Below are 22,286 nucleotides of genomic sequence, written 5' to 3'. Positions count from 1 at the left end.
GGCGCAACGATGCTGACCCTCTACGCCGCGACCGGATCCTGCAGTCGGGCCAGCCATATCGCGCTGGAAGAGTCGGGGCTGGCCTATGAGGTGCGGTTGGTCGACTTCGCCAAGGCCGAGCAACGCGAGGCGGCCTATCTGGCGATCAATCCCAAGGGGCGCGTTCCTGCGCTCGCGACCGATCAGGGCGTCCTGACCGAGAGCCCGGCCATTCTGGCGCACATTGCCGCCCTGTCGCCGCCCGGCTTTCTGGCGCCGACCGATCCCTTCGCCTTGGCGCGGATGCAGGCGTTCAACCTCTATCTGGCCACCACCATCCACGTCGCCCACGCCCACGGTCGCCGCGCCGCGCGCTGGAGCGACGATGCCGCCGCCCAGGCGTCGATGGCGGCCAAGGTCACGCAGAACATGCGCGACGGCTTCGCCCTGATTGAGGCGGATCTGACCGGCGAATGGGCGATGGGCGAGGCCTATACGATCGCGGACCCCTATCTGTTCACCATCGCGGGCTGGCTGGAAAGCGACGGCGTGGACATCGCCGGGTTTCCTCGGGTCCAGGCGCATTTCGAGCGCGTGCTGGCGCGTCCGGCGGTTCAGCGCGCCCTGGCCGCCAAAGCTTAGCGGGCGCGCTCGCAGACCAACGGTTGTGTCTAATTTGCGCCGGTCGTTAACGATCCGAATCGGCGCCGCATTTTCCCTGATTACAACCGCCGAAAATGGCGCCTTATTTCGGACATGGAGTGGGCGGCGCGCGCGATAGGGATGTTCTACGTCTTGGGCGGACTGATGCTGTTGTATCAGGCCTGGCTCAACTGGCGTCTGCAACGGGCGCTGTCCGGCGTCATCGCCGTTCCGGCAGACGATCAGATCGCAGACGGCGTGATCGCCCTGGGCGGCGTGGTGGTGCTGATGTCCGGCGTCGCCCTGGCGGCGCTCAGCGCCTGGGCCGTGGTCGCCTTCCTCGCCGGTTGGGCGATCCAGGCCGCCTATCTGCTATGGGTCAACCGCGCCGACCTCGACAGCCCCCTGGCCAGCGGCCGGTTGAAGTCGGTGCATGCCTTCGCCGCCTACACCGCCGTCACCGGCGTGGTGCTGTGGCTGCCGCTGACCGGCGTCCTAGGCTGATCAGCCGAACTCGGCTTCCAGGTCAGCCAGACGCGCCGCCTGGTCCTCGGCGATCAGGGCGTTCAGCAGCGGATCGATGTCGCCTTCCATGATCTGGGGCAGGCTGTGCAGGGTCAGGTTGATGCGGTGATCGCTGACCCGCCCTTGCGGATAGTTGTAGGTGCGGATCCGTTCGGACCGGTCGCCCGAACCGACCTGGGACTTGCGGCTGTCCGAGCGGGCCAGGTCCTTGGCCTGGCGCTGCATGTCGTACAGGCGCACGCGCAGGTTCTTCATCGCCTTGTCGCGATTGACGTGCTGGGACTTCTCCGACGACGTCACCATGATGCCGGTGGGCAGGTGGGTGATGCGCACGGCGGAATCGGTCGTATTGACGTGCTGCCCGCCCGAACCCGACGCGCGGAAGGTGTCGATGCGGATGTCCTTGTCGTGGATTTCGATCTCCACGTCCTCGACCTCGGGCAGGACCGCCACCGTCGCCGCGGAGGTGTGGATGCGACCCTGCGACTCGGTCGTCGGCACGCGCTGGACCCGATGAACGCCGCTCTCGAACTTCAGCCGGCCGAACACCCCCTCACCGGTCACCGTGGCGATGATTTCCTTATAGCCGCCGGCGTCGCCCTCGGTCGCCGAGTCCAGCTCGATCCGCCAGCCGCGCGAGGCGGCGTAGCGCGAATACATGCGGAACAGGTCGCCCGCGAACAGGGCCGCCTCGTCCCCGCCGGTGCCGGCGCGCACTTCCAGCACGGCCGAGGCGTTCTCGTCGGCGTCGCGCGGGGCCAGCAGCAGGGCGACCTCGCGTTCCAGATCGGGCAGCCTGTCGGTCAGCGCCCGCAACTCCTCCTCGGCCATCGCCGCCATTTCCGGATCGGCCGTCATGGCCTCCAGGTCCGCCATTTCGGCGCGCGCCCGGGCCAGGCCCTGGACCGCATCGACGACGGGCTTCAGCTCGGCGTGCTCCTTGGACAGCCGCACGATCTCGGCGCCGTCGGTCGCCGAACCCATGCGCGCCTCCACCTCGTGGAAACGGTCGAGCACCTGATCGAGGCGGGCCTGGGGCAGTCGCAAGAGGGAAATGTCCTGAGAAAAAGCGGAGCGCCGTCCTTACCCGCCAGGGGGCGTTGTGTCGATTGCAAGCCGTGTTTGGGCGTGGGGCAGCGCCGGCGCCGCGCTTGTGATCGGCGATCACAGCCAAGTCACGATGGTGTCAGTCGCGGTGACGCAATCCGCTCAAAGCCATTAGTTGAGATCGAACAACCGTAAGGAGGACGCCATGTTCGATCGCCCGCCCCCATCGCAGCCCGACGCCGCCGAGGTCGCCGAAAGCGTCGATCGTCTGTGCCGCCTATACGACAGCCGTCTGGCCGAGACCGGCGGCGACCTGTCGCCCGAGGACGCCCGCGAACTGAAGGCCATGGCCGCCATCTATGATCTGGACACCGACCGCCCCTCGACCGAGATTTGGCGCGACCTTCGCGCCGTGGTCACCCGGCAGGCGCCGCTTGACGCCAAGGCGCCGGCCGAGGTCGAGGCCCTGACCTTGTTGGTGGTCGAGGACGATCCCGACGCCGCCGCCTCCCTGACCGAACTGCTGACTGAGGCGGGCCACAACGTCGTCGGCCCGTTCCACAGCGCCGCCGCCGCCGAGGCCGCCGCTGCGCTACACAGCATCGATGCGGCCTTGCTGGACATCAACCTGTCCGGCGAGATGACCGGGGTGGAACTGGCTCGCGTCCTGACGGATCGCTGGGCCGTACGGGTCATCTTCATCTCCGGCGATGTCGCCGCCGCCGCGAAGAATGCGGACATGGCCGAGGCCCTGGTGCTGAAACCCTACAACGGCGCGCAGATTCTGGAGGCGGTGGCGCGCCTCGCCTGAGGGTCGGATCGAGTCCCCCGGCTTGCGTCTAAGGCGCAGCCGGGCGATCACGGATCATGCTGTCGAACCGGTCTCGCTATGCCCTGCGCGCCATGGTGCATCTGGCCGGTCTGCCGGACGGCGGTCCCGCGACCATTGCCGAGATCGCCGAGGCGGCGGCGGCCCCGCGAAAGTTCCTGGAGGCCATCCTGCTGGATTTGCGCCGTCAGGGTCTGCTGGCTTCGAAGCGGGGCAGGGCGGGCGGCTATGCGCTGGGCGCGCCCGCCGACGCCATCAGCTTCGCCGACGTCATTCGCGCGCTGGAAGGCCCGCTGGCCCTCGCGCCCTGCGCCTCGCGCACCGCCTACGGTCCGTGCGAGACCTGCCCGGATGTCGAGACCTGTCCGCTGCAGCCCGTGCTTCAGGACGGGCGCGACGCCATCGCGGCCGTCTTCGAGGCGCGAACCCTTCTGCAAGCCGCCGTCACTTCTTCTCCTATTGACCGACTAGGGAAATAGCCCGCACCGTTCGCTCCCTATTCCAGAGGCCGCCATGCAAGATTTCCTGCTCTTCCTCGCCGTCGGATTTCTGGCCCAGATCGTGGATGGGGCGCTGGGCATGGCCTATGGCGTGATCTCCTCCACCGTCCTGCTGTCGTTCGGCGTGCCGCCCGCAACCGCGTCCGCCAGCGTTCACGCCGCCGAGGTCTTTACCACGGCGGCCTCGGCCGGGTCGCATACGGTCAACAAGAATGTGAACTGGAAGCTGTTCGTGCCGCTGGCGCTTGGCGGCGTCGTCGGCGGCGGCTTCGGCGCCTTCGTCCTGACCAGCATCGACGGCGATCTACTCAAGCCCTTCATCACCACCTACCTGGCCATCATGGGCGTCGTGATCATCTGGCGCGCCACGCGTCAGACGCGCGAGCGGATCTTCCCGCGCAAGTTCGCCGGCCCTCTGGGTCTGGTCGGCGGCTTCTTCGACGCCATCGGCGGCGGCGGCTGGGGACCCACGGTCACCACCACCCTGGTCGGCACGGGCCAGGATCCGCGCGTTTCGATCGGCACCACCAATACGGCGGAGTTCTTCGTCACCTCCGCCATTTCCGCCACCTTCCTGGTCGCCCTGCTGACCGGACATTGGCAGGAGGCCGAGGGCTTCTCCACCCACGCCATGGCGGTGCTGGGCCTGATCATCGGCGGCCTGATCGCCGCCCCCTTCGCCGGCGTCATCGCCCGCATCGCCCCGCGTCGCGCCCTGACCTACGGCGTCGGCGCCGTGGTGCTCCTGTCCGCCGGCTATCAGGCCCTGCGTCTGTTCAAGGTGATCTGAAACGAAAAGCGGCGGCGGGCTCGCACCCGCCGCCGTCTCACGTTCAATCGCGGGGTCTTCGGCTATTGACCGCCCGGCGCGCCGGTGGTCGGGGCCGGAGTGCGGGCCGCTGCCGCCTCTTCAGCCGGCGTGCGCAGGGTGACGAGCAAAGGATTGGGCTTCAGGTCGTTCATGGCGCCGGACGTGGCGTCGATGGCCCCGCCGATGATGCCGCCGACCAGAATATTGCCGGCCATGGCCGTTCCGCCGGCGCCGGAAACGCTGCTGGTGATCTCATGCGTCTGCGAGACATAGCCTTCCTTGGCGACCGTGATGCGGAAACCGTCCTTGCGCGGCATGCGGAAGGTGCAAGGCGTCGCCTGGCATTCAAAGCCGTTCGACGTGCTGACCTGAGCGCCGGGCGGCGTGCTTTCGACCGTGAACTGCTGGCTGGAGCCGCGCGTGACGGTCGCGCAGGCAGGCAACGAAAGCGCCACGCCGGCAAGCGCGAGCAGACGCACGCCAAGGCGTGCGGCGTTTTTGGATTTCATGGGCCCCTCAGTGGATTAACGGGTCGGCCCCCCGGCCGAACCTGACGCACAGGTCGCACGCAGGCCCGTTGTCGTCAATCACAGGTTTGTGACGCGTGCCCAGTTTCTGCAACCAGAGCGACCGCTACTCCGCCGCCTGAAGCTCCGCCGCGCGTGCGGCGTCCAGTTCGGCGGCCTTCTGTTCGACCAGATCGACGATGTGGTCGATCATGCCGTCGTTGGCCTGTTTGTGGGCGATCTTGCCGTTCAGATAGATCATGCCTGCGCCCTTGCCGCCGCCGGTGAAGCCGATGTCGGTATAGAGCGCTTCGCCCGGTCCGTTCACGACGCAGCCGATCACCGACAGGCTCATGGGCGTCGAGATATGGGCCAGCTTCTCTTCCAGCACCGCCACCGTCTCGATGACGTTGAACCCCTGACGCGCGCAGGACGGGCAGGCGATGATGTTGACCCCCCGGTGGCGCAGACCCAGCGACTTCAGGATGTCGAAGCCGACCTTGATCTCCTCGACCGGATCGGCGGCCAGCGAGACGCGGATCGTGTCGCCGATCCCGGCCCACAGCATCGACCCCAGGCCGATGGCGGACTTGATGGTGCCGGTGCGCAGCGGCCCGGCCTCCGTCACGCCCAGGTGCAGGGGGCAGTCGATCGCCTCGGCCAGCTGCTGATAGGCGGCGACGGTCAGGAAGGGGTCCGACGCCTTCACCGAAATCTTGAACTCGTGGAAGTCGTGGTCCTGCAGGATGCGGGCGTGGTTCAGGGCGCTCTCGACCATGGCGTCGGGGCAGGGCTCGCCGTACTTTTCCAGCAGTTCCTTTTCCAGCGAGCCGGCGTTGACGCCGATCCGCATCGAGCAGCCATTGTCCTTGGCCGCCTGGATCACGTCGCGGACGCGGTCGGCCGAACCGATGTTGCCCGGATTGATGCGAAGGCAGGCGGCGCCCGCCTCGGCCGCCTCGATGCCGCGCTTGTAGTGGAAGTGGATGTCGGCGACCAAGGGGACCTTGGCCTCGCGCACGATAGTCCTGAAGGCGGCGGTCGATTCCACGTCGGGGCAGGAGACGCGCACGATGTCGGCGCCGGCCTCTTCCAACTGACGGATCTGGTCGATGGTCGCCGCCGCATCCGTCGTCGGCGTATTGGTCATCGACTGGACGCTGATCGGGGCGTCGCCGCCCACCAGGACGGAGCCGACGCGGATGTGGCGGCTCTTGCGACGCTCGATGTGGCGCCAGGGTCGGACGTGCGTGTGATCGCTCATGGGAGCATCATATAGGCCGATGATGACGGCGGGACCACGGCCGACGCATCAGTTCGGCGCGGGGGCGGGTGATGAGGGAGCTGGCGCGGGGGAAGGCGTCGCCCCTGGCGTCGCGGCCGCCTGGGTCCGGGCCTGGGCGGCCTGAGCCTGGACCTGAGCGCGCGCCTGGCTGGCGGCCAGCGCCTTGGCCGCTTGGTCCGCGCGGCTGTTCAACTGGGCCAATGGCGTCAGCACGCCGGCCAGCGGTCCGCCGTATTCGCCGTTCAGGAAGACGTCGAAGGCGGCCGGGTCGGACACGTCCACCGTCGCCGCCACGCCGATGGGCGCGCGCCAGGCCTCGCCCGGCGCCATCTGGCGCGCGAACAGGGCCTGACCGTCGCCCAGCCGCACGACCAGGGCGCCGGCCGTCTTGGCCTGGATCACCACCATCGAGGCGTTGGCCGAGGCGCCATAGACGGCCCCGCGCGGGTTGAACGCCTTCTGCACCGGCTCCGGATTGGCGGCGGCGGCGATCACGGCCGGATCGGTCGGATCGACCCCGGTCAGTTCGGCCTCCAGCCCCGGGGTGATGTACAGCGCCGGCGTCGTCTGGTCGGGCGGGGCGGACATGGGCGCGCTGAGCGCGACCTGCGGGTCGGGATCGGCCGCCCCGGTCCAGGTCTTGGGCACGGCGGCGATATCGGACGGATGGGCGGTCTGATGCAGGCTGGCGCGCTGGAACACATTCCAGCCGACGACGGCGACCACCACGGCGGCGATGCCGGCGACGATGCGCGGCGAATGGCGTTTCACGTCCTCGAAGGCGATGCCGATGGGCGCCTTCAGCGGCACGGAGGTGTCGGGGCTCTCGCGCTTGAATCGCTCGACGGCCGTCTGTTCGTCCAGCGCCAGGGCCGAGGCATAGGCCCGAACATAGCCCAGGGCGAAGACCCGCGAAGGCAGGGACGACCAGTCGTTCTGCTCCAGGGCGGTCAGGAACCGGCGATGCACTTTGGTTTCGGCGGCCAGCTCGGCCGGCGACTTGCCCGACCGCTCTCGGGCGGCGCGAAAACCGTCGCCCAGGGTCGCGGCGTCGACGAAGGCGGCCGTCGGATCCGGCCGGTCCGCAATGCTTTCGATCGCCTCGGGGGCGACCCCCGCATTCAGCGTCATGACGCCTGACCCCATGTCCGGGAAACACAGCGCCGACGCGCCGTTCACAGGGCTCGAGATAGACGATTGCGCGCCGACCAGCAACGCCGCCCTTGCGTCCAGACGCCTGCGATCAGACCGCGACGTTCAGCTTGCGCGCCAGGGATTCGATCTCGTTTCGGACTGAGCCGGTGGATAGGTTCAGCAGATTGGCCATGCCGCGCCGCGCCGCATTCAGGTCCGCCGACAGGATCATCCGCTTGACCGGCCCGACACCGCCCGCCGGCGCCGACAGTCGGGTGAAGCCCAGCACGATCAGGGCGAAGGCCTCCAGCGGCCGCCCCGCCAGTTCGCCGCAGATCGAGACCGGCGTGCCGGTGTCGGCGCAGGCCTTCTGGATAGTCTGGAGCGCCCGCAGGGTCGGCGGCGACAGCGGGTCGTAGCGATCCGACACCAGCGGATTGGTCCGGTCGGCCGCGTACATGTATTGGAACAGGTCGTTGGTGCCGATGGAGACGAAATCCGTCAGCGGCAACAGGGCGTCCAGATGCCACAGCAGGGACGGGCATTCGACCATCGCCCCGACGCGCAGCAGGGCGGGCAAGGCGCGCCCGCGACGCCGCGCCCAGGCGCATTCGATATCCACCAGCTCGCGCGCGGCCCGGAACTCGTCCACCGTGGCGATCATCGGGAACATGACACGCAGTTCGCGCCCCGCCCCGGCCGCCAGCAGCGCCCGCAGCTGCATTCGCAACAGCGACGGTCGATCCAGGCCCAAACGGATGGCACGGCGGCCCAGCGCGGGGTTCTCTTCGCGCTCGGCCTCCAGATACGGCAGGACCTTGTCGCCGCCGATATCCAGGGTGCGGAAGGTGACGGGTTTATCGCCCGCTGCGTCCAGCACCAGCTTGTAGAGCGCCGTCTGGGCGTCCAGCCGGGGCAGTTCGTCCGAGACCATGAACTGGAACTCGGTGCGGAACAGGCCGATGCCCTCGGCGCCCGTCTCGATCATGTTTTCCAGATCGACCGCCAGGCCGGCGTTGGTCAGGACCGTGATCCGCTGACCGTCCAGGGTCACGGCCGGCACGTCGCGCAGCTGGGCGAACTCGGCCTGGCGCTGTTCGCGCACGGCCATGCGTGACTGCACCGCCTCCAGCATGTCGGGGCGGGGACGCAGATAGGTCTCGCCGGTCTCGCCGTCGGCGATGACCATGTCGCCTTCCGACAGCCGGTCGCGCAGGCCCATCAGGCGCCCGACGCACGGAATCTGCAGCGCGCGCGCGACGATGGCGGCGTGGCTGGCGGCCGAGCCCTCTTCCAGCAACAGCCCCTTCAGCTTGTCGCGCGGATATTCCAAGAGGTCGGCGGGGCCCAGGTTTCGCGCCACCAGAATGGCGTCGTCGGGCAGTTCGCGCTCGCCCGGCTTGTCGCCCGCCAGCACCCGCAGCAGCCGGTTGGCGAGGTCCTCGAAGTCGTGCAGCCTCTCGCGGATATAGGGGTCGCGCGCCTGGGCGAAGCGGGCGCGGTGTTCGTTCCTGACCCGGTCCACCGCCGCCTCGGCCGTCAGACCGTTCCTCACCGCCTCTTCCAGCGACCGGTTCCAGCCGCGGTCGTCGGCGAACATCCGATAGGTTTCCAGAACCTCGAACGACGGACCGGCCAGGCCCTGGCCCTTGTCCAGCATGACATCCAGGCCGCTCTTCAGCGTGGCCAGCGCCAGCTTCAGCCGCGCCTCCTCCATCGCCGGGTCGTCGGATAGCAGGCGTTCGGGCGCCAGCGGCGCCTCGTGCAGAACCACATGGCCGAAGGCCAGGCCGTCGGCGAACTTCTGGCCCTTCAGCCGCTCGGGCCGGTGCGGCGCCAGCTCCACGTCGCGCAGCTCGTCCAGCGCCAGCAACTCGCCCGACGACACGGTTTCGGACAGGACCATGGCGATGGTCTGGATGTCCTCGACCTCTTCCTCGTCATAGCGCCGCTCGGTGCGGTTCTGGACGACCAGGACGCCGATGGCCCGGCCGCCGCGCAGCAGCGGGGCGCCCAGGAAGGCGTGATAGGGGTCTTCGCCCGTCTCGGGGCGATAGGAGAAGGACGGGTGCGACGGGGCGTCCGACAGGCTGATGGGCTGGGCCATCCGCGCCACTTCGCCGACCAGGCCCTCGCCGGGCCGCAGCCGGGTGTTGTGCACGGCGCCGGGGTTCAGACCCTCGGTGGCGAACAGCTCGAGCTCGCCCGACGCGCGACGCAGATAGATGGAACAGACCTCGGCGACCATCGACCGGGCGATGATCTTGACGACCATGTTCAGCCGGTCCTGCGCCGGCGTCGCGCCCGCGCCGGCCCCGCCCAGAGCCTCGCGGATCTGGCGCAGGAGGATCCGGGGTCCTCTGGTCATCGCGCCGCCTGCCGGCATCATGTCTCCCGCGCCCCGGCGCCTAGGCGCCTTCTGAAATCACCCTATACCGCGTCCAGCCCATATGCCGAATGCAGGGCGCGAACGGCCAGCTCGGCGTAGGCGGCGTCGATCAGCACGCTGATCTTGATCTCAGAGGTCGAGATCGCCTGGAACTTCACGCCCTTGTCGGCCAGGGCCTTGAACATGGTCTGGGCGACGCCCGCATGGCTGCGCATGCCCACGCCGACGACCGAGACCTTGGCCACGTCCTCGTCGACGCGGATTTCCTCGAAGCCGAGCTGCTCCTTGGCGGCGGTCATCAGGTCGGCGGCGCGCATGGCGTCGCGACGGCCGGTCGTGAAGGTCAGGTTGACCGTTCCGGCGGTGCGCGACTGGCTCTGCACGATCATGTCGACGTTGACGTTGGCCTCGGCCAGGCGCGTGAAGACGTCGGCGGGGGCGTCCACCCGGTCGGACAGGCCCAGCAGGGTGATGCGGGCCTCATCACGGCTCATGGTCACACCGGACACGATACGTTTTTCCACGATCTCCTCCTCGTCGCAGATCAGGGTTCCACCCTTGTCGGGCATGACGCCATTCGCGTCGGGTTCGATAAAGCTTGAAAGGACGCGGACCGGGACCTGTTTGGCCATGGCCAGCTCGACCGAGCGGGTCTGCAGCACCTTGGCGCCCAGGGACGCCATTTCCAGCATCTCTTCGTAGGACACCTTGGCCAGACGGCGCGCGCGGTTCTCGATGCGCGGGTCGGTCGTATAGACGCCGTCCACGTCGGTATAGATGTCGCAGGGGCAGCCCAGGGCCGCCGCCACGGCGACCGCCGAGGTGTCTGAACCGCCGCGCCCCAGGGTCGTGATCTTGCCGTCCGCCGTCACGCCCTGGAAGCCGGGCACGATGGCGATCTCGCCTGCGTCGACGGCGGCGCCCAGTTTTTCGCCGGGGATGTCGATGATGCGGGCGCGGGCGTGGGCGTCGTCGGTCAGGATCGGCACCTGCCAGCCCATCCACGAGCGCGCGTTGAAGCCCATGTTGCGCAGCGTCGCGGCCAGCAGGCCCGAGGTCACCTGTTCGCCCGAGGCGACCACCACGTCATATTCGTCATCGCTGAGCGGCAGGCCCGTGGCGGCCGGTCCGGCGCCGTCGGTCCAGGCGACCAGTTCGTTGGTCTTGCCCGCCATGGCGGAGACGACGACGGCGACCTGTTTGCCCGCCGACACTTCGGCCGCGACGATCCGCGCCGCACGGCGAATGCGTTCGAGGTCGCCCATCGAGGTGCCGCCGAACTTCATCACCAGTCGTGTCGTATCGGGCCGCGTCATCGTGGCGTTCCGCCCCCTGCTTGCGTGAAAGGGCGCGAAGGTTCATCCCTCGCGTCATGACCGCTTCTAACGGCGCCGCTCCGTCTCGCCTACCCCAACAGGGGCATGGTTTTTCGCAAAATTCGTCCGAAACGGCGTTCGGCGCATCGATCGACCCCGCCGACGTGGCGCGCTTCTCCGCCCAGGCGGCCGAATGGTGGGATGCGCACGGGCCGTTCGCGCCGCTGCACCGCTTCAATCCCGCGCGGCTGGCGTTGATCCGCGACCAGCTTTGCACGCGGCTGGGCCGCGATCCCAAGGCGCGCGCGCCCTTCGAAGGTCTGACCCTGCTGGACGTGGGATGCGGCGGCGGATTGATCGCCGAGCCGATGCGGCGGATGGGCTTTGACGTCACCGCCATCGACGCGTCGTCCGAGAACATCGGCACGGCCCGCGCCCACGCCGACATGGTCGGCCTGGATATCGCCTATCGCGCCGCCACGGTGGAACAGATCGAGGCGGAAGGGGCGGGGCTGTTCGACGTGGTCCTGACGATGGAGGTGATCGAACACGTCGCCGATCCCGAAGGCTTCGCGCGCGCCTGCTCGCGTCTGGTCCGGCCGGGCGGGGTGATGATGGTCGCCACCCTGAACCGCACACTGAAGTCGCTAGCCCTGGGAAAGGTGGCGGCGGAATACATCCTGCGCTGGGTTCCGGCCGGCACACACGACTGGCGCCAGTTTCTGAAGCCCGAGGAAATCCGCGCGATGCTGGCCGCCGAGCCGGTGACGGTCGAGGGGCCCTATGGCCTCAACTATGACCCGCTTCACGACCGATGGAGCCAGACCGACGATGCGGGCATCAACTATATGATGGTCGCCACGCGGAGCGCCGTCTGACATGCAAAAGGCCGCCCCGAAGGGCGGCCTTTGTTTCTGATCGAACCTCGTCGTTAGACCTTCGAAGCCCGGCTGCGCGTCCAGGCGTACAGGCCGAACACCGCGACAGCGAAGCCGACGATGCCCGCCAGCATGGCCGGCCAGGCCGAGCCCTCGGGCAGCATGGCGAAGGGCGCGTCGTCCCGGGTCGCCACGATGACGCCGGCGGTGAAGACGCCGAACAAGCTTTCACCCACGATCAGGCCCGAGGCCAGCAGCACGCCCATCCGCCGCGCCACGTCGGCGTAGCGGGTGGACGAGACCGCCTTGTCGTAGATCCAGCCGGCGACGGCGCCGATGACCAGCATGGTGGTGACCGCAGCCGGCAGATAGAAGCCGATGCCGACGGCCAGCGGCGGCAGCTTGACCTTGCCCTTGGTCGCCTTCGACACGACCGCGTCCAGCACGATGATGACCACGCCGATCGCCGCGCCCAAACCGATCAGGTCCTAGCGCAGGTCGCCGCCGATGACGCCGCGCGCCAGGGCCGAGATCAGGGTGGCTTGCGGGGCGGCCAGGGTCTTGGCGCCTTCCACGATGGCGGGCGGGCCGCCTTCGAAGCCGAAGGCCTGGTTCAGCAGGTTCAGGATGAAGGGGATCACCAGGGCGCCGGCGCCGACGCCGACGATCAGCGCCACCTGCTGACGCCACGGCGTGGCCTCGACCAGCTGGCCGGTCTTTAGGTCCTGAAGGTTGTCATTGGCGATGACGGCGACGGCGAAGACCACCGCCGTCACGATCAGGGCGAAGGCGATGATCGACGGATCGGCCGGCACGCCGGCGATGGCCATGACACCCAGCATCAACAGGGAGGCGATCACGATGGCCAGGATGCCGACGCCCGACACGGGGCTGTTCGACGAACCGATCAGACCGGCCATATAGCCGCAGATGGCCGCCACGGCGAAGCCGATCAACACCACATAGACCAGGCCGCCGATCACCAGCAGCGGCGTCGATCCCGCCAGGGCCGGGGCGCTCTGGGCGAACCAGGCCAGGAGGCCGGCGATGCCGACCAGGCAGGCGACCGAAACGCCGCCCACCAGTTTGATGGGCAAATCTTGTTCGGTGCGCTCAAGCACTTCGCCGTGGGCGCGTTTGGCGTTGGCGGCCAGCGCCGAGGTCAGGCCGCCGATCAGCGGACCGGCCAGTTTGATCAGGGTCCAGATGGCTGCGACGCCGATGACGCCCGCGCCCATGAACCGCACCTCGCGCGCCCAGACGGTGGTCGCCAGCTCCTCTGCGCCTACGCCGGCCGGCAGGGTCGAGGCGATCGACGGAATGCCGTGCGCCGTCAGCCAGGCGACGGTGTCCGGGCTGGTCAGGATCGGCACGGCGATGGCCCAGGCCAGCACCAGTCCGAACAGCTGCGCCAGACCGACCGTCAGGCCGATCAGGTGACCGGCGCCCAGCAGGGCGAACTGCATGCCGAAGCCCATGCCTGTCGCCCCGCCGCCCAGCGCGGCCGGCAGTTTGAAGAACTTGGCCGCCTCGCCCGCAAAGACCCGACCCGCGACCAGTAAGGCGTAACCGGCCGACACCACGGCGCCGGCGACCACGACCCACAGGCCCGACTTGTTCTCGCGCACCGCGCTTTCGGTCTGTTCGGCCCCGCGCGAGCCGACCTTCAGCACCTCGGCGGCGGCGACGCCTTCGGGGTAGGGCAGGCCGCCGTTGACGACCAGCGCCCGGCGCAGCGGGATCGAGAAGGTCACGCCCAGCACGCCGCCCAGGATGCAGATCGCCACCGACTGCCAGAACGGAAACTCCAGCCACCAGCCGATCATCACCAGGCCCGGCAGGACGAAGATGATCGAGCTCATGGCCCCGCCGACCGAGGCCACGGTCTGGACGGTCATATTCTCCCAGATGGTCGAGGTGCGGAACGCCCGCAGCACCGCCATCGAGATCACCGCCGCCGGAATGGCCGAGGCGAAGGTCAGGCCGACCAGCAGGCCCAGATAGGTGTTGGCGGCGGTGAAGATCACCGCCAGCAGGCAGCCCAGCACCAGGGCGCGGAGCGTAAGTTCTAGCCGGCCCTTGGGGGCGGCGGCGGCGTCTGTCATATGCGAGGTCCCACGTTTGCGCGGACGTAAGCGCATTCTGTCGCAGGCGGCAACTGGTCGCGGTCAGATGCGGGCGCCCCCGCCGCTTGGCCCCGCGACCCGGACGGGCTAGGACCGGGCCATGCCCGAACTTCCCGAGGTCGAAACCGTCCGACGCGGCCTGACGCCGGTTCTGGAAGGCGCGCGGCTGTCGCGGGTCCGGATCAACCGACCCGACCTGCGATTTCCCTTCCCCGAGCAGTTCGTCGAACGGCTGGAGGGGGCGACGGTCCTGCGGATCGACCGGCGAGCCAAATATCTGCTGATGCCGTTGTCCACCGGCGAGACCTGGATCACCCATCTGGGCATGACCGGCCGGTTCACCCTGGACGGAACCCTGCTGGGCGAGTTCGAGGAGGCTGCGCCCATCGCCGGCAAGCACGAACATTTCAGCGGCTGCGCCCTCCGCTGTGGGGCGGCGACCCGCATCGGATACGCCGACGCGCGCCGGTTCGGCTTCATGGGCCTGATCTCCAGCGACCAGGTCGAAACCCATCCCTGGTTCGCCGGCCTGGGGCCCGAGCCGCTGGGCAACGGCTTTTCCGGCGCCCATCTGGTTGAGGCCTTTGCGGGCAAGAAACAGAACATCAAGGTCAGTCTGCTGGACCAGCGGATCGTCGCCGGCCTGGGCAATATCTATGTCTGCGAGGCCCTGTACCGCGCCCGCATCTCGCCCCTGGTCGCGGCCGGATCGGTGTCCAAGGCGCGGCTGGAGCGTCTGGCGACCGAGGTCCGCAACGTCCTGAACGACGCCATCGCGGCGGGCGGCTCGACCCTGCGCGACTTCGCCAACGCCGAGGGCGGCCAGGGTTATTTCCAGCACCGGTTCGACGTCTATGGCCGCGAGGGCGAACCGTGTCGGGGTGAGAAATGCACCGGCGTCGTCGCCCGCATCGTCCAGGGCGGCCGCTCCACCTTCTACTGCCCCTCCTGCCAGAAGCGATAAGCCTTCGAGATCCGACCCATGCGCAAAATCCACCTGTGGATCAGTCTGATCGTCGGCGTCCTGGTCTGGGGCGCCTATTTCGCCCACTTCGTCCAGGGCCTGCGCGACGGCGACCTCGGCGACCTGATCTGGTGGTTCGTCGCCGCCCTGGTCGTCGTCGCCGTCGCCGAGGCCGCCGCCACCGGCCTGATCGCCCGGCTGTTCCGCCGCCGCGCCCGCGTGCTGGACGAGGGGCCGACGCTCCAGGCGGCGCTGAAGGCGGGTCATGTCGCCCTGATGCTGCTGGTCGGGCTGGTTCTGATCTCGGCGCTGATCCTGGCCCTGTCGTCCGTCTTCGGCTGGACGCTGGACCTGTCCGGCGCGCGGGGTCAGGTGATCGCCGCCAATTTGCTGCTGGGCATGGTGGTCGTGGTCGAACTGGTCCGCGCCGCCCTGACCCTGGCGCTGATGCCCCGACGATAGCGGCTGCGCTAGCGGGCCCCGCCTCGCGCCTGTATGACCGCCGTCAAAGGAGACCGACCATGGCCGACGCCTATTCCAACCTGCTGATCGAACGCCACGCCGACGGCTATGCGGTGGTGACCCTGAACCGGCCCGAGGCGCTGAACGCCCTGAACGCGGCCCTGTTCAAGGATCTGGCCGACTTCCTCGACAGCGTCGAACAGGATGACAGCGTGCGCTGCCTGATCCTGACCGGCTCAGGCGAAAAGGCCTTCGCCGCCGGCGCCGACATCAAGGAGATGGCGGACCAGACCTATGCCCAGATGTACATGGGCAACTATTTCGCGCTCGGCCACGACCGCATCACCCGGTTCAGAAAGCCGATCATCGCCGCGGTCAACGGCTTCGCCCTTGGCGGCGGCTGCGAACTGGCCATGCTGTGCGACTTCATCGTCGCCTCTGACAAGGCGAAGTTCGGCCAGCCCGAGATCAACCTGGGCGTCGCGCCGGGCATCGGCGGCTCCCAGCGCCTGACCCGTCTGGTGGGCAAGTCCAAGGCCATGGACATGGTTCTGACCGCGCGGATGATGGATGCAGCCGAAGCTTTGGCGTCGGGCCTGGCCTCGCGCGTCTTCCCTCACGAAAGCTTGCTGGACGAAACGCGCAAGATCGCCGCCAAGATCGCCTCGCAAAGCCCGCTGGCGATCATGGCCAACAAGGAGATGGTCAACGCCGCGCTGGAGACGACCCTGACCCAGGGCGTCCAGTTCGAACGCCGCCTGTTCCACTCCTTGTTCGCCTTCGAGGACCAGAAGGAGGGCATGTCCGCCTTCGTCGAAAAGCGCAAACCCGAGTTCAAGGGGCGATAGGTCGCACGCGCGCGTCAACCGATCGCCGTGATCGGGCGTTAGGGGCGAATGATGATCCGCCTTTTCGCCTCGCTCCTTGCGACCCTGTTCGTCCTCGCCCCCATCGCCGTCCAGGCGCAATCTCAGTCCCCGGCTTTCAGCTCCAGTCGCATCATCGTCGAGACGCGCGGGCGGGGGCCAGACATCATCTTCATCCCCGGCCTGGGCTCCACCGGCTCGGCCTGGCGATCGACGGCGGATCGGCTGGATGACCGCTACCGGGTGCATCTGGTCACCCTGCGCGGCTTCGGCGAGACGCAAATCGGCGACAATGTCAGCGGCGGTCTGGCCGGCCCGGCCGCCAGCGAGATCGAACGCTACATCCGTGAGCAGCGCATCGACCGTCCCGCCGTGATCGGCCATTCGCTGGGCGGCCAGATCGCCCTGCGCGTCGCCGCCGACATGGGCGACCGCATCGGGCGCGTCATGGTGGTCGATTCCTCGCCCTTCTTCCCGTCCCTGATCGACGCCCGCACCACATCGGATCAGGTCGAGCCCCTGGCCCGGCTGGGCTATCAGGCCCTGCTCCTGTTCGGCGATCAGGCGCTGAAGTCCCAGGTCGCGGCCTTCGGCGTGGACATGGGTCTGGCCGGCGACATGGTGTTCCAGGGGCTGGGGCTTCAAGGCGGCGACCGGCGCGTCCTGGCTCAGGGTCTGTATGAGGCCCTGACCGTCGATCTGCGCCCCCGCCTGTCGCAGATCACCGCTCCGGTCACTGTCGTCTATGGCTGGACCCGCGATCCCGACGCGCCCCGCAACCGGTTGGAGGGCCTGTATCGCTACGGATTTCAAGGCCTGGCGCGCACGGCCAGGTTCGAGCGGATCGAAGGCGCCGAGCATCAGGTGATGATCGAACAGCCGCAGCGGTTTCTGGCGGCGGTGCAGCGGTTCCTGAGCTGACGCTCAATCCTTCAGCGCATCCACGACCACGCCCTCGGTCAGCAGCTGCGGCAGGATTTTCGGCTCGGCCCGACCCGGGCGATACAGCAGATACAGTGGCACGCCCGATCGCCCGTGCGCCTGAAGCTCACGCGTGATGGCGTCGTCGCGCCGGGTCCAGTCGCCGACCAAATAGGCGGCGTTCGCTTCGCGCATCGCCTTGGCGACACGCGGCGAAGACAGGGCCGCGCGTTCGTTGATCTTGCACGTCACGCACCAGTCGGCGGTCAGATTGACCAGCACGGGGCGTCCCGACGCGGTCGCAGCCTTCACCGCCGCCGCCGACCAGGGCTGGGCCGCCAGCGGGCCGATGTCGCCTTGCGGCGCGGCGTCCGCATCCCGCGCTGCGCCGGCCGCAACGCCTGCCAGGCCCAGCGCCAGAACGCCGACGACGACCGCGCAGATCGTGGTCAGGATCGGTCGTTCATCACGCTGGCGCGCCGCTTGCGCCAGGCCTGTCAACCAGGCCGCCAGGGCCAGCAGCAGCGCCGCCGTCAGCAGCAGGCCCAAGGCGTCGACGCCGCTCTGTCGCGTGAACACCCACAGCAGCCACAGCGCCGCCCCATACATGGGAAAGGCCAGCAGACCCTTCAGCCGCTCCATCCAGACGCCCGGTCGCGGCAAGCGCGACAGCAGGCCGGGCGACAGGCTGATCGCCAGATAGGGTAGGGCCAGACCCAGCCCCAGCATAAAGAACACGGCCAGCGCCATCGGCCAGGACAGGACCAGGGCCGCCCCGAGCGCTGCGGCCATGAAGGGCGCGGTGCAGGGCGCCGCAACGACCACGGCCAGAACGCCGGTGAAGAAGGCGCCCGCCGAGCCGGGCAGGCGCGACAGGGGGCCGGACCCCGCGTTCTGCAATCCGGCGCCGACATGGAAGACGCCCGACAGATTCAACCCGACCAGCAGCATGACCAGGGCCAGGGACGCGACCACGCCCGGCGACTGAAGCTGGAAGCCCCAGCCGATCGCCTGACCCGCCGCCCTGAGCGCCAGCAGAACACCGGCCAGAACCAGGAAGCTGACCAGCACCCCGGCGGTGAAGGCCAAGCCGTCGCGCCGCGCCCGCGCCGGATCATGCGCCGCCGCCGACAGCGACGCCGCCTTCATCGCCAGAACCGGGAAGACGCACGGCATCAGGTTCAGCACCAGCCCGCCCAGCAGCGCCAGGCCCAGGGCCTGAAGGAAGACCAAAGCGCCGGTCTTCGCCGGCGCGGCCGTGGTTTCGTCCAGCGGTTTCAGCGCCGCGCCGCCTTGGGCGGCTGCCAGAGGCGCGCCCGGCTCCGCCGTGATCTCCCACGCGCCCTTGTCGGTCGCCAAGACCCCGCTCAGCGCCGTCAGCGTGGCATCCTTGCCGGCCGTCAGCGTCAGGGTCAGGCCATTGGGCCCCCGCTGACCCGACTGGGCGGCCGCATGGTCGATCCGCCCGCCGTCGAAAGGATAGAAATAGACCTGACCGATATGGGCCCCAATCAGCGGCCCGCCGGTCGCTGTCAGGATCAGCTGGCCGCCCTGACGCGTGACACGCGCCTCGATCCCGGCCGGGCGCGGCGCGGTTTCGACCAGCCGCTCGATCTCCTCGCCCCAGGGTTTGGCCAGAGGCGCTGCGCCCTCGCGCACCGGCAGGGCCAGCGACAGGGTCATCGGCTCGGGCACGCACATCTGATCGCTGCACACCAGGAACAGCACGTCCGTCGTCAGGGTCAGCACTTCGCCCGGCCGCGCCGTGGGCGGCACATGGATCGGCACGGGCAAGAGCACCGCGCCCGAATAGCCATAGTTCATCAGGCTCATCAGCCGCTGGCGGCTGGGCAGGGGCCACAGGATCGGATCGGCGGTTACCCCGGCGGGCAGGGTCCAGATCAGGCTGGTCGCGCCGCCGCTGTCGCCGGGATTGCGCCAATAGGTGTGCCAGCCGGGCGCGATCTTCTGGCGCACCGCCACCACGGTCGTCGAACCGGGCGCGACCCATTGCGACATCGGGACCAGTTCGGCCTCGATCCGCTCGGTCCGCTGCGGTCCGAAGGCGACGACGCCCGTGGGCTGGCTCTGCACCGGCTGGGCGACGGTCGCCGAAACGCCCGTCAAACTAAACAGAAGGCCGAGGAGAAGAGCGAAGAGGCGCAAACGCGTGTTCCGGCAGGCGAGGGGAGCGCCGCAACCTAATGCGTCACGCGTCCCCGCGCCATCGCTGCGCCCGCCCCCGCGTCGATCAGCGTGGATAGGCCTCGTAGATCACTTCCGCGCGGCGACGCAGCGGTTCGTCATTGCCGGCTGCCGTTGTGGCGCCCGCATCGCCTGCGGCGTTCAGCTCGAAGATCGGCGCCGGCATGCCCGCCTGGGTCAGCGCCTCGACCACTGTCCGGGCGCGCCGCTGCGACAGGTTCAGATTGGCTTCGGGCGTTCCCGTGGCGTCGGCCAGGCCAACCACGCGCACCTTGCGCACGTCGCAATCCTTCGCCTTGCTCGCCGCCGCCTTCAGCACCATCGCCGCCGGCTCGGTCAGCCGCGCCTGATTCTCCAGGAAGTAGATATCGAAACGCCCAGGCGCACACAGCGACTCGCCCACCACCAGCGCCTCGCGCTTGGGCATCGGCGCGCACGCCGCCAGCACACCCACGGCCGCCACAGCCAGACCCATCGATCGCTTCATCTCAGCCCTCCTCCGGCTCGGCCGGCCCATTACGCAAAAGAGGCGGCCCGTCGTCCGACAAGCCGCCTCTTCAACCTAACGCCGGTCGCGGACCTTCGCGACCGGCATTTGATCACTGATCAATAACGACGCTGACCGTTGTCCCAGTAGCACTCGTCCTGGCGATTATCGTAGCAGTAGTAGTAGCGGCCTTGATTGTCGCGGTAGCGCTGCTGGTTGTTGCGGTCTTGGTTGGAGCCGCGGATGGCGCCGGCCGTGCCGCCCAGGGCGCCGCCGATCAGGGCGCCGGTCGCAGCGTTGCCGCCGCCGACGTTGTTGCCGATGATGGCGCCGGCGACGGCGCCCAGGCCGGCGCCGATGGCGCCTTGGCGGACGGTTTCGTTCGAACCGTTGTTATAGCCATACGGGTCGCTGGCGCAGGCCGAAGCCAGCAGGCCGGCGCCGGCAATCGCGATAATCGCCTTTTTCATGATGAATTCCTTTGTCCCTGGGTGTTGGCCCCTGTGGGCAGCAAACGTGTCCTCGCGGCATAGGTTCCGCGTCGGCAGACTGCATCCGCAACTATGGTGACGCTTGGGCGGAACGACGGCGCCTGCGGGGCGTTCGGCCGCCATGACCGATGTCGCCCACCCCCCCTTCGATGCAGACGACAAAACTGCGTTGACGCCCCATGCCCAGATCCGGCACGCCGTGATGCTGGTCAATCCGCTGTCCGGAAGCGTGGGGCCACGCGCCGCCGGCGAGGCCGAAGCCCTGTTGGCGCAGTATGACCTCAAGGCCGAGGTCGTGTCGTTTGAAGGGGGCAACTTCGACCAGATCATCGCCGACGCCTTCGCCGCCAAGCCGGACGTGATCTTCGTTCTGGCCGGCGACGGCACGGCGCGCTCGGTGGCGTCGAAGGCCAAGCCTGACGGTCCGATGATCGCGCCCCTGCCCGGCGGTACGATGAACATGTTGCCCAAGGCGCTTTATGGCACCGCGGACTGGAAGCTGGCGCTGAAGCGAGCGCTGGAGGAGGGCGAGCCTCAGGCCGTATCGGGCGGCGAGGTTCAGGGCGAATACTTCTATTGCGCCGCCATTCTGGGATCGCCGGCGCTGTGGGCCCCGGCGCGCGAGGCGATGCGGACCGGCAAGATCAAGCTGGCCTGGCAATATGGTCGTCGCGCCCTGAAACGCGCCTTCTCCGGCCGTCTGCGCTTCACTCTCGATGGCGGCGAGAAACGCCGCACCGAGGCGCTAGTGCTGATTAGCCCGATGATCTCCAAGGCGATGGAGGATCCCATTGGACTGGAAGCCGCCGCCATGGACCCCAGCGACACGACCCAGGCCTTCCGCCTGGCTGCGACGGCCTTGTTCAGCGATTGGCGCCAGGATCCGGCCGTCTCGACCCGCCCGGCGAAACGGATCGAGGTGCGCGCCCGCTCGAAAATTCCGGCCGTGATCGACGGCGAGCCGCTGCTGCTCAAGCCCGAGGCCGTAATCCGTTTCGTGCCCAAGGCCTTCAAGGCGCTAGCGCCCAAACCGCCCTCAGCCGAGGACAGCATCTAGTGGGACGCGTTCTTCAGTTCTCCGACGTCCATTTCGGCTGCGAGCACAAACGCGCCTGCGCCGCGGCTCTGGACTACGCCCACGCCACGCCGAACGATCTGGTGCTGATCACCGGCGACATCACCCAGAAGGGGTTCCCCGACGAGTTCACGGCCGCGGGGGAATGGATGCGGGCCATGCCAGAGCCACGCTTCGTCATCGTCGGCAATCATGACGTGCCCTACTGGGACGCCATTGCGCGGGTTTTCCATCCTTGGCGCGCGTTCGAGACGGCGACCGGCTTTCCGGCCCACGACGGGCAGTTCTGCAGCGATGCAATCATGGTGCGCGGCGTCGTCACCGCGCGCGGCTGGCAGGCGCGGCCCAACTGGTCGAAGGGCGTCATCGATCTGGACCAGACGCGGCGTGCGGCCGAGGCCCTGCGTCAGGCGCCGATCGGCGCGCTGCGGATCCTGGCCTGCCACCATCCGCTGATCGAGATGGTCGGCACGCCGATGACCGGGGACGTCAAGCGCGGCGACGAGGCGGCCCTGATCTTCGCCGAGGCAGGCGTCGATCTGATCATGACCGGCCACGTCCATGTGCCGTTCGCCATGCCGATCCCGCTGGCGGATCGTTGCTCCTACGCCGTCGGCTGCGGGACGCTGTCGCACCGCGAGCGCGGCGCGCCGCCCGGCTTCAATCAGATCGACTGGGACGCCAAGACCATAACGGTGACGGCCCTGGCCTGGGATGGAACCAGCTATCGCTCGCACCAGGTGTGGCGACTGCCGCGCCGTCAGGATACCCGCAAGGCGACCACCGCGCCCAGCCCGGTCGAGCCGGGCGCCTTGGAGAAGGCGGCGGTCTGAAGATTTCAGATCCGT

At 68.6% G+C, this 22,286-nt stretch carries 21 protein-coding genes and 1 pseudogene; 12 read left to right on the top strand and 10 right to left on the bottom strand.

Features of this window, described 5'->3' with window-relative positions; translation table 11 throughout:
- Window positions 1-9: 9 nt before the first annotated feature.
- Together BLR19_RS11990 and BLR19_RS11985 are read left to right on the top strand one after the other, a co-directional pair.
- Window positions 10-621 (top strand): glutathione S-transferase family protein, encoded by a 612-nt coding sequence (locus tag BLR19_RS11990; RefSeq protein ID WP_176758336.1) that lies wholly within the window; start codon window positions 10-12, stop codon window positions 619-621.
- A gap of 141 nt (window positions 622-762) precedes the next feature.
- Entirely contained in the window at window positions 763-1,125 is a 363-nt protein-coding gene (locus BLR19_RS11985; RefSeq protein ID WP_205196067.1) for a hypothetical protein, read from the top strand.
- Here BLR19_RS11985 and prfA read toward each other — a convergent pair whose 3' ends face one another.
- Window positions 1,126-2,193 carry a peptide chain release factor 1 gene (prfA, locus tag BLR19_RS11980; RefSeq protein ID WP_091751301.1) on the bottom strand — a complete coding sequence of 356 codons (1,068 nt, stop codon included), beginning with the start codon at window positions 2,191-2,193 and terminating at the stop codon, window positions 1,126-1,128. It lies immediately after the preceding gene.
- A gap of 205 nt (window positions 2,194-2,398) precedes the next feature.
- On the opposite strand from prfA, the gene BLR19_RS11975 reads away from it, so the two are divergent.
- The 3 genes from BLR19_RS11975 to BLR19_RS11965 are packed head-to-tail and all read left to right on the top strand — an operon-like array spanning window position 2,399 to window position 4,312.
- Complete coding sequence (locus tag BLR19_RS11975) at window positions 2,399-3,004, top strand: response regulator (protein ID WP_091751297.1); 606 nt, start codon at window positions 2,399-2,401, stop codon at window positions 3,002-3,004.
- A gap of 56 nt (window positions 3,005-3,060) precedes the next feature.
- Window positions 3,061-3,501 (top strand): RrF2 family transcriptional regulator, encoded by a 441-nt coding sequence (locus BLR19_RS11970; protein ID WP_055808795.1) that lies wholly within the window; start codon window positions 3,061-3,063, stop codon window positions 3,499-3,501.
- 34 nt (window positions 3,502-3,535) lie between these two features.
- The gene (locus BLR19_RS11965) at window positions 3,536-4,312 is read left to right on the top strand and encodes a sulfite exporter TauE/SafE family protein (protein ID WP_055754604.1); all 777 of its coding nucleotides are present in this window, start codon (window positions 3,536-3,538) and stop codon (window positions 4,310-4,312) included.
- A gap of 62 nt (window positions 4,313-4,374) precedes the next feature.
- On the opposite strand, the gene BLR19_RS11960 is transcribed toward BLR19_RS11965, so the two are convergent.
- The 5 genes from BLR19_RS11960 to BLR19_RS11940 form a co-directional block, all read right to left on the bottom strand.
- Window positions 4,375-4,842 (bottom strand): PEGA domain-containing protein, encoded by a 468-nt coding sequence (locus BLR19_RS11960; protein WP_091751294.1) that lies wholly within the window; start codon window positions 4,840-4,842, stop codon window positions 4,375-4,377.
- A gap of 124 nt (window positions 4,843-4,966) precedes the next feature.
- On the bottom strand, window positions 4,967-6,103 hold the full coding sequence (gene ispG / locus BLR19_RS11955; protein ID WP_091751290.1) for a flavodoxin-dependent (E)-4-hydroxy-3-methylbut-2-enyl-diphosphate synthase: 1,137 nt from the start codon (window positions 6,101-6,103) through the stop codon (window positions 4,967-4,969).
- Window positions 6,104-6,151: 48 nt separating this feature from the next.
- Window positions 6,152-7,255, bottom strand: coding sequence for a helix-turn-helix domain-containing protein (locus BLR19_RS11950; RefSeq protein ID WP_205751329.1), 1,104 nt, complete (start codon window positions 7,253-7,255; stop codon window positions 6,152-6,154).
- A gap of 112 nt (window positions 7,256-7,367) precedes the next feature.
- Window positions 7,368-9,626 (bottom strand): phosphoenolpyruvate--protein phosphotransferase, encoded by a 2,259-nt coding sequence (ptsP, locus tag BLR19_RS11945; protein ID WP_255366639.1) that lies wholly within the window; start codon window positions 9,624-9,626, stop codon window positions 7,368-7,370.
- Window positions 9,627-9,688: 62 nt separating this feature from the next.
- Window positions 9,689-10,963: an aspartate kinase gene (locus BLR19_RS11940; RefSeq protein WP_091751279.1), complete on the bottom strand. Its 1,275-nt coding sequence runs from the start codon at window positions 10,961-10,963 to the stop codon at window positions 9,689-9,691.
- Between the two features lie 56 nt (window positions 10,964-11,019).
- Between BLR19_RS11940 and ubiG the strand changes: the two genes are divergently transcribed.
- A complete protein-coding gene (gene ubiG, locus BLR19_RS11935) occupies window positions 11,020-11,841 on the top strand; it encodes a bifunctional 2-polyprenyl-6-hydroxyphenol methylase/3-demethylubiquinol 3-O-methyltransferase UbiG (RefSeq protein ID WP_091751277.1) in 822 nt (273 codons plus the stop codon).
- A gap of 53 nt (window positions 11,842-11,894) precedes the next feature.
- On the opposite strand, the pseudogene BLR19_RS11930 reads toward ubiG, so the two are convergent.
- A pseudogene (locus BLR19_RS11930) lies at window positions 11,895-13,946 on the bottom strand (OPT family oligopeptide transporter).
- Window positions 13,947-14,067: 121 nt separating this feature from the next.
- Between BLR19_RS11930 and mutM the strand changes: the two are divergent.
- The 4 genes from mutM to BLR19_RS11910 are packed head-to-tail and all read left to right on the top strand — an operon-like array spanning window position 14,068 to window position 17,180.
- Complete coding sequence (gene mutM, locus BLR19_RS11925) at window positions 14,068-14,931, top strand: bifunctional DNA-formamidopyrimidine glycosylase/DNA-(apurinic or apyrimidinic site) lyase (protein WP_091751274.1); 864 nt, start codon at window positions 14,068-14,070, stop codon at window positions 14,929-14,931.
- Window positions 14,932-14,949: 18 nt separating this feature from the next.
- Entirely contained in the window at window positions 14,950-15,393 is a 444-nt protein-coding gene (locus BLR19_RS11920) for a hypothetical protein (protein ID WP_091751270.1), read from the top strand.
- 59 nt (window positions 15,394-15,452) lie between these two features.
- The gene (locus BLR19_RS11915) at window positions 15,453-16,241 is read left to right on the top strand and encodes an enoyl-CoA hydratase-related protein (RefSeq protein WP_066625251.1); all 789 of its coding nucleotides are present in this window, start codon (window positions 15,453-15,455) and stop codon (window positions 16,239-16,241) included.
- Window positions 16,242-16,292: 51 nt separating this feature from the next.
- Window positions 16,293-17,180: an alpha/beta fold hydrolase gene (locus BLR19_RS11910; protein ID WP_255366637.1), complete on the top strand. Its 888-nt coding sequence runs from the start codon at window positions 16,293-16,295 to the stop codon at window positions 17,178-17,180.
- Between the two features lie 3 nt (window positions 17,181-17,183).
- Here BLR19_RS11910 and BLR19_RS11905 read toward each other — a convergent pair whose 3' ends face one another.
- The 3 genes from BLR19_RS11905 to BLR19_RS11895 form a co-directional block, all read right to left on the bottom strand.
- Entirely contained in the window at window positions 17,184-19,346 is a 2,163-nt protein-coding gene (locus tag BLR19_RS11905) for a protein-disulfide reductase DsbD family protein (protein ID WP_255366636.1), read from the bottom strand.
- 85 nt (window positions 19,347-19,431) lie between these two features.
- Window positions 19,432-19,872, bottom strand: coding sequence for an OmpA family protein (locus BLR19_RS11900; protein ID WP_045809491.1), 441 nt, complete (start codon window positions 19,870-19,872; stop codon window positions 19,432-19,434).
- Window positions 19,873-19,991: 119 nt separating this feature from the next.
- Window positions 19,992-20,342: a YMGG-like glycine zipper-containing protein gene (locus BLR19_RS11895; RefSeq protein ID WP_055754593.1), complete on the bottom strand. Its 351-nt coding sequence runs from the start codon at window positions 20,340-20,342 to the stop codon at window positions 19,992-19,994.
- A gap of 142 nt (window positions 20,343-20,484) precedes the next feature.
- On the opposite strand from BLR19_RS11895, the gene BLR19_RS11890 reads away from it, so the two are divergent.
- On the top strand, window positions 20,485-21,420 hold the full coding sequence (locus BLR19_RS11890; RefSeq protein ID WP_091751261.1) for a diacylglycerol/lipid kinase family protein: 936 nt from the start codon (window positions 20,485-20,487) through the stop codon (window positions 21,418-21,420).
- Complete coding sequence (locus tag BLR19_RS11885) at window positions 21,420-22,271, top strand: metallophosphoesterase family protein (RefSeq protein ID WP_091751258.1); 852 nt, start codon at window positions 21,420-21,422, stop codon at window positions 22,269-22,271. The genes BLR19_RS11890 and BLR19_RS11885 overlap by 1 nt, the downstream gene beginning before the upstream one ends.
- The last annotated feature ends 15 nt before the right edge of the window (window positions 22,272-22,286 follow it).

The organism is Brevundimonas sp. 374, assembly GCF_900102995.1.
Classification (GTDB): domain Bacteria; phylum Pseudomonadota; class Alphaproteobacteria; order Caulobacterales; family Caulobacteraceae; genus Brevundimonas; species Brevundimonas vesicularis_C.
Note: the sequence above shows the minus strand (reverse complement) of the source record. Positions and strands in the feature narration are given on the sequence as shown.